Raw genomic sequence first — 14,319 nt, 5'->3', positions numbered from 1 at the left:
TAGTTTTTTATATCAGGTTACGGGTTCGTATTTCTTAAACAGGCTCTTTATTTTCATTTGGAGTACACCTATTACCGCTTCTTTAAAGATTCCTTTTGACATTTTGGATGTACCCTTTGTTCGGTCCGTAAAAATGATAGGAACCTCAACGATTTTGAATCCATGCTTCCAGGCATTGAATTTCATCTCAATCTGAAATGCATAGCCTATGAACTTAATATGATCCAGATTCAATTTATCGAAAACACCTCGGTTATAGCATTTGAACCCTGCAGTACTATCTCTGAAGGGCATTCCTGTAATGATGCGAACATAAAAGCTGGCAAAATAGCTCATCAATACCCTTCCCATCGGCCAATTGACCACATTCACACCGGTGACATATCTGCTTCCAATCGCTACGTCCGCTCCGTCAACACATGCGGCATGGAGCTTTACCAAATCATTTGGGTCATGTGAAAAATCAGCATCCATTTCACAGATGTATTCATACCCCTTTTCCAGTGCCCACTTAAAACCAGTGATATATGCTGTGCCAAGTCCGAGTTTACCTTTCCGTTCTATGAGGTATACCCGTTCTGGAGTGGTTTTCATTTCTTCTTTGACAATGTCGGCTGTCCCGTCGGGAGAGCCATCATCCACAACTAATATGTCAAATAATGGTGAGAGCACTCTCGTGACATTGATAATGTCTCGAATATTCTCACATTCATTGTAGGTAGGTATGACAACTAAGTTCTTTGACATATTAAGACATCAAAAATAGATTAAAAGAATCTCTAATGGGTAGCCTTCACATATATTAACAACACTAGAAGAAAAGATTGCCCTAAATACTGCAAACAATTAATCTGACGTAATCCAGTCGATTGATTCTTCAACACTATTAAACGTTTTAGTCTTATGACCTTGACCGGTGACACGAATATATCCGTTGTAAAAAATTTTATGAAGTGCTGCCAATCCGATTACTGCTGTTTTTTTCATGTCAGCATCCAATTCTCTACCGGCTTGTTTTAGTGCGGTTACGATTTCATTATTGGCCTTAGCGTTTGTAAAGTTCACAATAAGAAGAATGTCCTTTCCTGCATTTATTTGAGTTTGTTTGCTCTTCTTAAAAACAGTCATCAAATCGTCTCCTTTAAGGCCTGAATAATCGGCGTAAAGTATTCTTTTATTATTATGATTCAACCACGAAACTCGATCTTCTAATTTGCTCATATTTTCATTGTCCTAATACCCCAAAATCTTCATCATGTCCTCACTTTTCTGTTCTTCTGCGAAAAGTTCATGTACGATTTTTCCGTCTTTATCTCGATCTATAATGATGTGTTTTGGAGCAGGTATTAAGCAGTGTTGAATTCCACCGTATCCTCCAAGCGACTCCTGATAAGCACCCGTGTGAAAAAATCCAAAAAACAAGGTCTCATTTTCATCGTATTGAGGTAAGAATACTTCACCAATATGTGCCTCTGAGTCATAATAGTCCTGACTATCACAAGTAAGGCCTCCAAGGTTTACCCGATGATAAGGACTTTTCCAATGATTGACAGGAAGCATAATGTATTTTTCGTTAAGGCCCCAAACGTCCGGCATGTGGGTGATGAAAGAGCCATCCATCATGTACCAAAGCTCTTTGTCATTCTGTAGTTTTTGGTCCAATACAGAATAGATGGTTGCACCACTTTCACCAACGGTATAACTTCCAAATTCCGTAAAAATGTTTGGCACAGGCACATGATTCTTTTTGCATATCCACTGAATGTTTTCAATGATTTGCTCTGCCATGTATTTGTAGTCATACTCAAAATGAAGTGAGTTTTTAATCGGAAATCCTCCACCAATATCGACCGTGTCTAGTTCTGGACAAATTTTCTTGAGTTCACAGTACTTATAAATAAATCTACTAAGCTCACTCCAGTAATACGCTGTGTCTTTTATTCCTGTATTGATAAAGAAATGAAGCATTTTAAGATTTGCCTTTGATTCTTTAATCACATCCTTGTAATATGGAAGTATATCACCGTACCGGATACCTAATCTAGAGGTATAAAAAGCAAAGTTTGGCTCTTCGTCCGCTGCTATTCTAATGCCCACCTGAAAATCATCATTGACATTGGTGAGGTAATGATTAAGTTCATTCAAATTGTCTAGTACCGGGATACAATTTGTGTACCCTTCATTCAGTAATGCGGAGACTTCTTGTAAGTATAATGGACGTTTGAAGCCATTGCAGATGATGTAGTGCTCCTTTGTAAGTTTTCCGGCTTTGAGCATGCTTCTAACAATTGGAATATCATAAGCGGAAGATGTTTCTAGATGAGCATCATTAGAAAGGGTTTTTTCTACTACGAATTTGAAATGTGAGCTCTTAGTACAGTATGCGTAGGTGTACTTCCCTTCATATTTATGCTTTTTAATAGCATCATTAAAAATCTTGTATGCATACTTAATGTTTTGTTCGATTTTTGGTAGGTAGCTTAATTTAAGCGGTGTTCCATATTCTTTAATGATCTCCATAAGGTTAACCCCATGAAAATGAAGATTATCCTTTTCTACTTTGAATTCTTTTGTAGGGAAGTAAAAGGTTTGATCTATTAGATCAGCATATTTTCTCATTGGCTTGCAGCAAATACTCGACGCAATTATCCATTAAAATCATCATTCCTGAAAGAATTTACTTTTCGTTTTTCAAAATGTCTGTTTAAGACAGATTTGATTAAGTATTAATGCAGGTATCCTTGCTTATTCACGTTAATTTTGCGTCAATTTTTCAGATATATGATCACCGTAAAAATTTTAGACGAAACTGCCCCTTTGGAAGCGCTTATTTTAGGTACTGCAGAAAGCATGGGTGGAACTCCTGAAGTTGAGAAGACATACGATCCTAAATCGAAGGAACACATACTGGCGGGGACCTTTCCAAAAGAAGCCGATTTAATTGAGGAGATGGAGGCTGTAGCACAAGTTTTAAAGAAGTACAATGTGATTGTTTATCGTCCAAACAGCATCCCTGAGCTTAATCAAATCTTTGCGAGAGATATTGCATTCGTTATTGATGACAAGCTAGTGATACCATGTGTAACTCCGGAGCGGAAATTAGAGTCTGATGGCATTGAGTATATCACTGATCAAGTGGAAAACGTACTATTACCTGATGAGCATGAGCGAATGGAAGGTGGTGACATCATACCATGGAGAAATCACATATTCGTAGGCTACTCTAAAGAGGATGATTTTCATAAATATACTGTTTCTCGCACCAATGAAGCAGCAGTGGAATATTTGCGCAAAACCTTTCCAAATTTTACAGTCAAAGCTTTTGAACTTAATAAATCAGATGATAATCCAAGAGAAAATGCACTCCACCTGGATTGCTGCTTTCAGCCGGTAGGTGCAGATAAAGCGGTGATATATCGTGGAGGATTTAAAAATCAGCAGGATGCCGAATTTTTGATCAATTTCTTCGGTACCCAAAATGTTTTTGAAATCACAAAAGAGGAGATGTATGAAATGAATTCCAATTTCTTTTCCATCAGCCCGGAAGTAGTTATTTCTGACAGCAGCTTTACACGGTTGAATGAGCAATTCAGAGAATGGGGGCTGACAGTAGAGGAAGTAAAGTATAGAGAAGCTGCAAAAATGGAAGGTTTGCTTAGATGTTCCACTATGCCCTTAAGAAGAAGATATGAGTAATCAAATTACAAATAATATCATGATGATCCGGCCGGTAGCTTTCTATATGAATGAGCAAACGGCAGTGAATAATTATTACCAGAAAAATGAAGAAGGAGTAAGTCTCGAGGATATCCAAAATCAGGCACTGAGACAGTTCGATGATTTCGTTGATAAGCTAAGGGAAGAAGGAGTAAATGTGACTGTATTTGATGATACGACTGATCCTGCAACTCCTGACTCCATTTTCCCTAACAATTGGATTTCCTTTCATCAAGATGGAGTCATCAGGCTATATCCAATGTACGCTGAAAATCGACGGTTGGAACGAAGAGAAGACATTATTGAGTCTCTTAGATCTACTTTCAAAGTAGAAGAAGTAGTAAGTTTTACCAATTGGGAAGAGAAAGCGGCATATCTTGAAGGAACTGGTAGTTTATTACTTGATAGACAAAATAAGATTGCCTATGCAGCAATATCCGAACGAACAATGCCAAATGTTCTGGAAGATTTTTGTGATGAAGCAGGGTATGATGCGGTCACTTTTCACGCATTGCAATCTGTAGATGGTAAGCGACTGCCAATCTATCATACCAATGTGATGATGTGTTTAGGGGAAGAATTTGCGGTTGTTTGTCTGGATAGCATAGACGATCTTGAAGAAAGAGAAAATCTTGTTGAGGCACTTGAGGAGACAGATAAAGAAATCATAGAAATATCAGAAGTTCAAAAGGAGCAATTTGCTGGCAATATGTTGCAATTGTTGGGGAACGACGATAAGCGATTGGTAGTCATGTCTTCTGCAGCTTTCAATTCGCTTACTGAAGAACAAAAAGTACAACTTTCTAAACATGGCAAGTTGGTACATAGTGATATTCACACAATAGAAAAATTGGGCGGGGGTAGTGCCAGATGTATGATGGCAGAAATTTTTAATCCATTAAAATAAACCAGATAAATGCTGGAAAAGAATATTCAAAAAGCAATTTCAGAGGCTTTTAGCGAGCTATATAGTCATGAATTACCCTCTGAAAATGTATCACTGCAACCGACACGTAAGGAATTTGAAGGAAACTACACGTTTGTTGTATTTCCATATCTAAAAATCACTAAAGGCAAACCCGAAGATTCCGGAGCACAAATAGGTGAATGGTTAAAAACAAACACGGACTTCATTGAAGATTTTAATGTGGTTAAAGGGTTTTTGAATCTTGAGATCGCTGACATAAGTTGGGTTCAGTTATTGAAGGATATTACTTCTGATGACCAGTTTGGAAAGCAATCATCAAATGGGCAAAAAGTGATGGTTGAGTTTTCCTCACCGAATACAAATAAGCCACTTCACCTCGGACATTTAAGAAACAATTTTCTTGGTGATTCTACCGCCAGGATTCTTGCAGCTAATGGCTATGAAGTGAAGAAGGTAAATCTTGTAAATGATCGAGGGGTGCACATCTGCAAATCAATGCTAGCGTATCAAAAAGAGGGTAATGGAGAGACTCCTGAAAGTGCTGGAATGAAAGGCGATCATCTAATTGGAAAGTACTATGTACTATTTGATCAGATGTACAAGGAAGAAATAAACACTCTTGTTGATCAAGGAATGGATCCTGAGAAGGCAAAGAAAGAAGCAGCTTCGATCCAAGAGGCGCAGGAGATGTTGCAAAAGTGGGAGTCAGGTGATGAAGAAACTGTCGCCTTGTGGGAAAAGATGAATAATTGGGTGTACGAAGGATTTGATAAGACCTATGACACCATGGGTATTCACTTCGATACCATGTATAAAGAATCAAATACCTACCTCTTGGGAAAAGAGGTGGTAGATGAAGGACTTCAAAAGGGTGTCTTCTTCAAGAAAGATAATGGGTCAGTTTGGGTGGATTTGACTGATGAAGGAATGGACGAAAAACTTGTCCTTCGTGCCGATGGTACGGCAGTATATATGACTCAGGATATGGGAACCTGCGACATGAAGCATAAGGATTTTCCATTTGATAAGTCTGTTTTTGTGGTGGGTAATGAGCAGGACTATCATTTCAAAGTACTTTTTGCCATCATGAAAAAACTCGGCAGACACTATTCAGATGGTCTTTACCATTTATCCTATGGAATGGTAGATTTACCAACAGGCAAAATGAAATCTCGTGAGGGAACGGTTGTTGATGCCGACGACCTGTTACAGGAGATGTTTAATACTGCTGAGCAGCATACACGAGAGCTGGGCAAGATTGAAGGGATGGAGGAATCTGAAGCCAAAGGATTGTATAAAATGTTAGGTTTAGGTGCGTTGAAGTATTTCTTATTAAAGGTTGATCCTAAGAAAAGAATGCTTTTCAATCCTCAGGAATCAATTGAATTTCAAGGACATACAGGACCATTTATTCAGTATACTCATGCGCGTATTTCGGCAATCTTGCGTAGAGCAAAATCCTTGGAAATCAACACAATCTTCGATATTGAAAAAGTTGGTGAATTGAATAAACGTGAAGTTGATTTGATTTATCAAATCACCGAATATTCCAAAGCGCTTCGAGAAGCGGCGAAAGATTACTCACCGGCAATTGTCGCTCAATATGTATATGACTTAGCGAAGGAGTACAATGGTTTCTATCAGGAAGTTCCAATCTTTAATGAGGAAAATAAAGATAAGCTAGCATTCAGAGTAGCCCTATCTTCAATCACTGCATCGCTTATCAGGGAGAGCATGGATTTATTGGGAATTGATGTACCTGAAAGGATGTAATCGATGAAATCCTGGATCAAAGCATTTCGATTAAGAACATTACCCTTAGCATTTTCAGGGTGGCTGATAGGGGTGACGCTAGCTGGCAATGAGGTAGCTTTAAATTATGTGATCGCTGGTCTTACACTCCTTACAGCGATTTTCCTTCAAATCTTATCAAATCTAGCCAATGACTATGGTGATGCTTCATCAGGAGTGGATGATAACAGAACTGGAGAGGAGCGTATGGTTAGTTCTGGTCGCATATCCGCACAGGCCATGAAAAACGCAATGGTTATATTCTCCATTCTTTCATTCATAGCAGGATTGATCTTGCTTTACTTATCATTTGAAAATGATTTTGTTTCAGCGGTAGTATTTTTAATCATTGGGTTAGTCGGAATTGGTGCTGCAATCAAATATACAGTTGGCAAAAACCCCTATGGTTATGCGGGATTTGGAGATGCATTCGTATTCGTATTTTTTGGAGTAGTTCTGGTTTTTGGATCATATTATCTGCAAACCCAGACTCTAAACTGGGAAGTGCTGCTTCCTGCATTTTCAATGGGATTTTTTAGTGTAGGCGTCTTAAACGTAAATAACATTAGAGATATCGAAACAGATAAGATGGCAGGAAAAAACAGTTTACCTGTACGTATGGGGAGAGAAGCAGCCATTCGATATCACATTATGCTACTTCAGGGTGGTCTTTTGCTGAGTATAATTTTTGTGATCCTCAATTTCCAGAGTTGGATAGGCTTTTTGTTCGTACTCGTGAATGTCCCGTTCATTAAACACATTAAAGCAGTGAAAAATAAACCATCAAAAGAGCTTGACCCTCATTTAAAACAAATGGCTATTTCTACTCTAATATTCTCATTACTATTTTCTGTGGGTCAGATTTTATCCTTCTTCATCTAGCTGTCAATTGTTTGTTTGCTTTATGATTTTCATCAAAAAAGAAGGATGAAAGTCATTTTTCATTAAATTGGGAATATTAATAATTCAGGAAACAAATGAAACAAATATTAGTACCCTACGATTTTTCAAAAGTAGCAGAGCATGCCTTGGATTTTGCATGTCAAATAGCCGATAAATCAGAAGGAAACATTCTACTTCTTAATGTCATAGAGCATCCGACTGCTGATTCGTTCAAGACTATGGGAATCCAAAATGTGGATCCAATGGAGCAGTTGTATATCAAGAAGATGTATGAGAAAGTACAGGAAAAACTCGCTGATGTCGTTTCGAAGGCCAAGTACTCAGATGATAAGATCTTGACAAAGATTCAATTGGGTAATGCATTCAATACCATCATTGATCAAATCACTGAGGAAAATGTAGATCTATTGATTGTAGGGACTGAAGGAGCTGAAGGATTAAACGAATTCTTTGTCGGTTCCAATACCGAAAAAATTGTGAGAAAAGCAGAGTGTCCTGTCATTTCTGTGAGTGAAAAATTTGACATGGAGCCGATCGAGAAGATTGTTTTTGCTTCGGATTTTATCAATTCCGATGACTTTTTTATTGAACGAGTGAAAAGTTTACAGGCCATGATGGGTGCACAATTAAACATTGTAAAGATTAACACACCAGCAAGCTTCACTTCTACAAGACATGATTTAAAGCAAATGAATGATTTTGTAGAGAAGTATGGCATTGAGAATTATAACATCGACATCTACAATTATAAAAATGAAGAAGACGGCATAGTTTATTATGCAGAAGATGTAAATGCGGACATGATTGCCTTGGGTACCCATCAACGTAAAGGAGTGGGCCATTTTCTGGCAGGAAGTATCGCTGAAGATGTAGTAAATCACGCAAGTGTTCCGGTGTGGACCGCTCACCTAAGAGATTGACATTGAGAACTCTATTTTCATTATTGATAATTCTTTTGAGCCTCTGTTTTACAGAGGCTCAATCATTTAATGCTGTTATTCAAAAAGGCCATGGTGAAGCGATTAAAGCTGTAAGCATTACCGATGATGGAAATTACCTAATTACTGCAAGTCGTGATAAAACTGTAAAAATATGGGATGCGAATTCCGGGCGTGAAATACGTTCGCTCATTGGCCATGACCATACGGTTAATGATTTTTCTATTTATGAAAATCTGATTGCCACAAGTAGCGCTGACGGAACAGCCGGAGTTTGGGACATGACCACTGGTAAACGGATTTGGTCCAGTCAGAAATTTAGAGATTATGTCACGTCAGTGAGTTTTAGCCCAGATGGAAAGTTACTTGCAGTGGCAAGCTATGCTGACTCAATATCCATTTTCAAAACCAATAAATATCTATTAGATCATAAGATCAAAGTAAATGCAGATAGAGGAGTAGGTTATGGTGTAAGTGTGACTTTTAGTGATGATGGTCAATACCTGGTTTTAGGAGAAGATAACCGTACAGCAACTGTTTATACTGTCAATGGATGGAAAAAGGTTTATGAATTTAAACCGGAGAAAGGATATTGTGGAGGATGCGGAACGCTAACGGATATTTATGAAAACCATTTAGTAAAGCTCTCTAACGGCACCACACTAACAAAATATGATTTGAAGGATGGATCGAAAATTTTTGAACAATCAAAGGTTTATCGGGATATTTCTTCTATCGAATTTCATCCTTCAGGCACACATTTTATGTCAGCCACTGAGGATTCTGTTTTTCTCTTTGATAATGCTACACATACTGTACTGGACAAATGGACAATGGGAGCGCAAGTCAACGATGCATCATTTCATCCAACAGAAAAGCAGATTTTTGTCGCTGTAGATAAGGTTGTGATCGTAACAGATTTTGAAGGAAATGAAGTTCGGAGATATGATGGTATCCTCAATAAATCTACCACTGGGCTTGACTATGATCTTGGCAGTTATTGGGAACATTACATTGCAAAATGGATCAAATACAAATCTGCAAGAAGACTGGATAAAAAATCATTTTTTGTTGGCAAAACAGGCAATAAAGCTAGAAAATGGAATGTCAGTAGTGCATCCATCGAAATGGAATACCTGGGGCATGAAAAGGGTAATATATGTTTTGAACGCATTGATGAAAATAGCATTGCTACGGGTGGTGGAGATGGAAAAATCATCATCTGGAATGAGAAGACAGGCAAGCAGATCAAGAAAATCAATGCCCATCGGGAACCAATATTTGATATTGAGTTAAGCCACAATAAAAAGTATCTGGCAAGTACGGCTTGGGATGGAGTGATAAGTCTTTGGGATACTGAAACGTGGGAAAGATATAACTACATCTATACAGAAGGATCTTCCACCTACTCATTAGCATTTACAGGTAATGATGCCTATCTGGTAGTCGCTATGTTGGACCAGACGTTGAGGTTGTATGAAGTAGAGACCAAGCGATTTGTAAAGGAATTTGTCGGCCACACAGATAATGTAACGATGGTTAAAACCATCGATGATGATATTGTCTCAGCAAGTTGGGATGGAAAAGTTATTGTGTGGGACTTATATAGCGGATTAATCAAGCAACGATTAAATGTAGGTAAATCGGTATTTGGAGTAGCATCTTACAATGATCAACTTTTGACTGTAGGCGCTGATAGGTTAGTGCATTTTTGGAATAAGCAAACGGGTGAAAAAACAGCTTCTTTAGAGGGTCATCAGGCTGAGATTAATGGCATAGACATCAGTGACAACTTAATGATGACAGCAGATGTCGATGGAGTAACTAAGTTCTGGGACCTTAATTCCAAAGAGGAATTGTTTGAACATATTCAAATCGGGAAAAATGATTGGATGGTAAAAACACCAGACGGATATTTTGATGCAACCGATGATGCAATTTCTAATATCCATTTTGTAAAGGGAATGGAATCAGTGGGAGCAGACCAGATGATGGACGAATTCTATGTTCCGGGGCTTGTTGAAGATATTTTCAATTCAACCAGGTCAGGTAAGAAATCAATGGGTAAGTATTTTGATCAAAGCCCGCCACCAGTTGTTAAACTGTCAGGGATTGTTCAATCTGAAATAGCGAAGCTATTCCTCAAGATAGAGGATAAAGGAGGTGGTATAGCAGATATCACGTTATTCCACAACGGGCGCAAAGTACTGTTGGAATCTCAAGTTCAAAAGGTCAGATCTGACAAGAATGCAAAAATTTATACCATAGAATACCCATTGGTTGCTGGTCATAATGAGTTTTCGGTGACGGCCTCTTCTCAATCAAATATTGAATCTAATCGTGGGTTGGTTACATTATTCTCTGATTCTAAAATCCCGGGTAGTACGTGTCACATTCTTGCTGTAGGCATCAATGAATATCAGAACCAATCCCTTAATCTAAATTATGCCAGGAAGGATGCTAGTTCATTTTCTGAACAAATGAAAGATCAGGGTGAGGCTATTTATTCGAGAGTAGAATTGCACCAGATTTATGATAAGGAAGCTACCAAGCAGAATATCCTTAACAAGATTGCTGAACTGAAAGAGAAGGTTTCTGTCAATGATGTGTTTGTGTTTTACTATGCGGGTCATGGAAGTATGGTGGATGGTAATTTCTATCTTGTATCATCTTCTGCCAGCAGATTGTATGACAATAGCAAAATCAATGAATATGGAATTAAAGCTTCTGCTTTACAACAAGCGATGCTTGATATCAAAGCACTAAAGCAATTAATCATAATGGATGCTTGCCAATCTGGAGGATCGGTAGAGGTACTTGCTCAACGAGGTGCTCCTGAAGAAAAGGCCATCGCTCAATTATCCAGAAGTTCTGGCATTCACGTCATGGCAGCTGCTGGAAGCGAACAATACGCTACAGAGTTTGAATCGCTGGGACATGGTTTATTCACCTATGCGTTATTGAAAGGATTATCAGGCGATGCGGATGGCGCACCTAAGGATGGAAAGGTGACCATTTATGAGTTGAAATCGTATTTGGATGATCAAGTACCAGAACTAAGTATTCGATATAAAGGAAGCCCTCAGTACCCCCATACCTTCTCACGGGGACAAGATTTCCCCATTGTTATTGTTGAAAATTGAAAATTTTTGCAGCCTTTTGAAATCTTTTTCGTTTTACTTGTAATAATTCGTTGGTAAATGACACTAATGAATTAAAACAACTTGATCATGAAGAGTTTTAGTCTTAAAAATCGGGGTTCTCTTAAAGCACTAGCTCTAGTATGCGGTTTAGCCGTTAGCGGCCTAATTATTGGTCAAGGACTTACTCAAAATGGATTTCTGGCTTCAGAGGAGGGTTCTGTAAGTTCATTCAAGGAATCGATCAAAAAGAATAAGAACCTTATTGTGAATACCTATTTACTGGGTGTTTCTATCTACAAAGAGACAGTTGAGTAACCCATTTTTAAATTTTATTATTTTTTTCAATTTGGTTCTTTGCAAAACTGCATTGACATTCTATATTTGCACTCCCAAAACAAGCAAGGTCTGATAAAGACATGTTATTTTTTGGGAATTTTTATTGAAACACGGTCCGTTCGTCTAGGTGTTAGGCACGGCCCGGTCAGGGTGACAGGTTTGTAAAACCTGGCTTTATTAAAAGCAATCGTTCTTGACGAATAAGATATTTATTGAAACACGGTCCGTTCGTCTAGGGGTTAGGACGCCAGGTTTTCATCCTGGTAACAGGGGTTCGATTCCCCTACGGACTGCAAAAAGGCTCGAGCACTTTATGGTGTGAGAGCCTTTTTTGTTTGTAGTCATTCATCTTAATTAATTCACTTAATTTTTGCAGTCCATGGGGGCCACCCTGCAACCGGGCTCCTCACTAAATTGATCCGCAGGATCAATTATTAACGCTCGGTCCTCCTACGGACTGCATTCCAAAAGCCACTCAAACGAGTGGCTTTTTTCATTTCGTACGTAGGGGTCTTGCGCTACAGCCTGGCCCATGACTAAAACCATCCACTGGATGGTTTCTTTACGTCATGTCCTCCTACGGACTGCTTTATAAGCCTGTAAGTAATTGACTAACAGGCTTTTTTGTTTTCCTACTGTCGCTTTTCTTAGCTCCAAAAAAACCGTACTAAAAATTACTTGTATTAGTATATCGTTTATTCGAATCAGCATACGCCAGAGTAAAAGATGGCGCATCTAAGAAATCGTCCTGATAAGGGAGGTTGTAATTGTCAGCGTATACCTACAGAGGAAGAGAAATTTAAATCGATAATAAAAAATTATATCTAAATGCATATAGATTTATCTTAAAATATTAATTTATATGTTTATGCATATAAATTATGGTATTTATTTATTTTTGTATGTAAATGCATATAAAAATGAGTGCACTATCATACTTTGTAAAGGAAAGAAGAAAACAATTAAATCTGACACAGGAAGAGTTTGCTGAAAAAGCTGGAGTAGCCCTTACGGTAATCAGAAAGATTGAACAGGGCAAAGAAAACCTTAGCTTATCTAAAGTCAATCAAGTGCTACAAATGTTTGGTCATGTAGTCGGACCAATAAATAATAACCATGCGTAAAGGAATTGTCAAATACAACAACATAGTGGCGGGTCACCTGACAGAAGAGGATAACGGGGAATATATGTTTGTATACGACGATGAATATGTGAAAACCTACCCCAATCAGTTCGTGACCTTTGACTTGCCTGTTTCTAAAAGACCATACAGAAGCAAAACACTCTTCCCGTTTTTCGATGGGCTCATTCCCGAAGGATGGCTCCTGAACATAGCTGCTGAAAGCTGGAAAATCAACAAAAATGATCGTATGGGGCTACTACTGGCCTGCTGTCAAAATGCCATTGGCGCGGTAAGTGTTCACCCGATAACCATTGAAGCCGATGCATAAATGCCTTTATTGCTATCGAGAGTTGGATGAAGGTCAGGAAGACTTTCATCCTAAATGCATCAAAGCTTTTTTCGGCACAACCTATGCGCCAATCCTGCCTTATCGTCTAGATGAAATGGAAAAACTAGCCAAAGAAGCAGCAGAATTATCCATTACCGTACCTGGCGTTCAGCCAAAGCTTTCCTTAGGCTGGATCAAAACTGCTATGGAAAATGGACACCAGGGACGATTGACCATTATGGATGCTTTGAAAGGTAATTTCATACTAAAGCCACAAAACGCCGATTATGCGCAGATGCCTGAAAACGAGCACCTTTCCATGAAGTTGGCACAACTTTTCAAAATAGACACTGTGCCATTTAGCATGATACGTCTGGCCTCAGGGGAGTTATGTTTTATAACCAAACGAATCGATAGAAATCCCGATGGATCCAAAAACCATATGATCGATTTTTTGCAGATTCTTGAATTATCGGATAAATACAAAGGTAACATGGAGTCGCTAGGAAAGACTATTGGTGAATTATCTGTAAATACCTTACTGGATAAGCTGCGCTTCTTTGAGTCCATCGTTTTCAATTATGTCATCGGCAACAACGATATGCATCTGAAGAATTTTTCAATGTTCTTGTCAGAAATGGGCTGGGTGCTTTCGCCGAGCTATGACCTTATCAATGTAAAATTGATTTTACCAAAAGATAAAGAGGATACAGCATTGCTCTTAGGTGGTAAAAAGGAAAACTTCAATAAAGGATATTTTGACCGATTAGGAGAGGTATTAAAACTTAATGAAAAGCAAATCACCGCCGTTTATAAAAGACTGGGGAAATGGTTCCCTAAGGCCATCAACTTAATTGAAGCTTCCTTTTTGGACGAAGACAGAAGAAGTCAATATATCCATTTGATTCAAACACGAACAAAGATTTTCATCTCATGACCCAACAACAACTTGAAAAATACTTATGGGGTGCAGCTACCCAACTTCGAGGGACCATCGATGCTGGGAGATGGTAGTCATACTTTTTAAGTATTCAAGAAAAGTTGGTCACAAGACCAACATTGGCAAAGATATAGCTAATTAAATCATTCGTTTTGTGAGACTCAAAGCCTC

General features: G+C 38.4%; 13 protein-coding genes and 1 tRNA gene. 11 read left to right on the top strand and 3 right to left on the bottom strand.

What is annotated here, in order from left to right; all coding sequences use genetic code 11:
• Positions 1-12: 12 nt before the first annotated feature.
• From ACOMC3_RS10295 to ACOMC3_RS10285, 3 genes are all read right to left on the bottom strand, one after another.
• Positions 13-747, bottom strand: a complete 735-nt coding sequence (locus tag ACOMC3_RS10295; RefSeq protein WP_420315800.1) for a polyprenol monophosphomannose synthase — start codon at positions 745-747, stop codon at positions 13-15.
• Positions 748-846: 99 nt separating this feature from the next.
• Entirely contained in the window at positions 847-1,221 is a 375-nt protein-coding gene (locus tag ACOMC3_RS10290; RefSeq protein WP_420315799.1) for a hypothetical protein, read from the bottom strand.
• 12 nt (positions 1,222-1,233) lie between these two features.
• The gene (locus ACOMC3_RS10285; RefSeq protein ID WP_420315798.1) at positions 1,234-2,619 is read right to left on the bottom strand and encodes an arginine decarboxylase; all 1,386 of its coding nucleotides are present in this window, start codon (positions 2,617-2,619) and stop codon (positions 1,234-1,236) included.
• Positions 2,620-2,781: 162 nt separating this feature from the next.
• Here ACOMC3_RS10285 and ACOMC3_RS10280 point away from each other — a divergent pair, with 162 nt between their 5' ends.
• The 11 genes from ACOMC3_RS10280 to ACOMC3_RS10230 all read left to right on the top strand — a co-directional run bounded on the left by ACOMC3_RS10280 (position 2,782) and on the right by ACOMC3_RS10230 (position 14,145).
• Positions 2,782-3,696, top strand: coding sequence for a dimethylarginine dimethylaminohydrolase family protein (locus ACOMC3_RS10280; RefSeq protein WP_420315797.1), 915 nt, complete (start codon positions 2,782-2,784; stop codon positions 3,694-3,696).
• Complete coding sequence (ctlX, locus tag ACOMC3_RS10275; protein ID WP_420315796.1) at positions 3,689-4,624, top strand: citrulline utilization hydrolase CtlX; 936 nt, start codon at positions 3,689-3,691, stop codon at positions 4,622-4,624. The genes ACOMC3_RS10280 and ctlX overlap by 8 nt, the downstream gene beginning before the upstream one ends.
• A 9-nt stretch (positions 4,625-4,633) precedes the next feature.
• A complete protein-coding gene (gene argS / locus ACOMC3_RS10270; RefSeq protein ID WP_420315795.1) occupies positions 4,634-6,418 on the top strand; it encodes an arginine--tRNA ligase in 1,785 nt (594 codons plus the stop codon).
• A gap of 3 nt (positions 6,419-6,421) precedes the next feature.
• Positions 6,422-7,318 carry a 1,4-dihydroxy-2-naphthoate octaprenyltransferase gene (gene menA / locus ACOMC3_RS10265; RefSeq protein WP_420315794.1) on the top strand — a complete coding sequence of 299 codons (897 nt, stop codon included), beginning with the start codon at positions 6,422-6,424 and terminating at the stop codon, positions 7,316-7,318.
• A gap of 95 nt (positions 7,319-7,413) precedes the next feature.
• On the top strand, positions 7,414-8,259 hold the full coding sequence (locus ACOMC3_RS10260) for a universal stress protein (protein ID WP_420315793.1): 846 nt from the start codon (positions 7,414-7,416) through the stop codon (positions 8,257-8,259).
• A 35-nt stretch (positions 8,260-8,294) separates the two neighbouring features.
• Positions 8,295-11,420, top strand: coding sequence for a caspase family protein (locus tag ACOMC3_RS10255; protein WP_420315792.1), 3,126 nt, complete (start codon positions 8,295-8,297; stop codon positions 11,418-11,420).
• Between the two features lie 87 nt (positions 11,421-11,507).
• Positions 11,508-11,735: a hypothetical protein gene (locus ACOMC3_RS10250; protein WP_420315791.1), complete on the top strand. Its 228-nt coding sequence runs from the start codon at positions 11,508-11,510 to the stop codon at positions 11,733-11,735.
• Positions 11,736-11,977: 242 nt separating this feature from the next.
• Positions 11,978-12,049 (top strand) — tRNA-Glu (locus ACOMC3_RS10245).
• Positions 12,050-12,676: 627 nt separating this feature from the next.
• Positions 12,677-12,880: a type II toxin-antitoxin system Y4mF family antitoxin gene (locus ACOMC3_RS10240; RefSeq protein WP_420315790.1), complete on the top strand. Its 204-nt coding sequence runs from the start codon at positions 12,677-12,679 to the stop codon at positions 12,878-12,880.
• Positions 12,873-13,208 carry a HipA N-terminal domain-containing protein gene (locus ACOMC3_RS10235; RefSeq protein ID WP_420315789.1) on the top strand — a complete coding sequence of 112 codons (336 nt, stop codon included), beginning with the start codon at positions 12,873-12,875 and terminating at the stop codon, positions 13,206-13,208. Before ACOMC3_RS10240 ends, ACOMC3_RS10235 begins: the two co-directional genes overlap by 8 nt.
• Positions 13,201-14,145 carry a HipA domain-containing protein gene (locus tag ACOMC3_RS10230; protein ID WP_420315788.1) on the top strand — a complete coding sequence of 315 codons (945 nt, stop codon included), beginning with the start codon at positions 13,201-13,203 and terminating at the stop codon, positions 14,143-14,145. The genes ACOMC3_RS10235 and ACOMC3_RS10230 overlap by 8 nt, the downstream gene beginning before the upstream one ends.
• Positions 14,146-14,319: the final 174 nt, after the last annotated feature.

It is taken from the genome of Ekhidna sp. (genome assembly GCF_965212185.1).
Lineage (GTDB): Bacteria > Bacteroidota > Bacteroidia > Cytophagales > Cyclobacteriaceae > Ekhidna.
The sequence above is the reverse complement of the archived record's forward strand: the minus strand, read 5'-3'. Positions and strand labels throughout refer to the sequence as shown.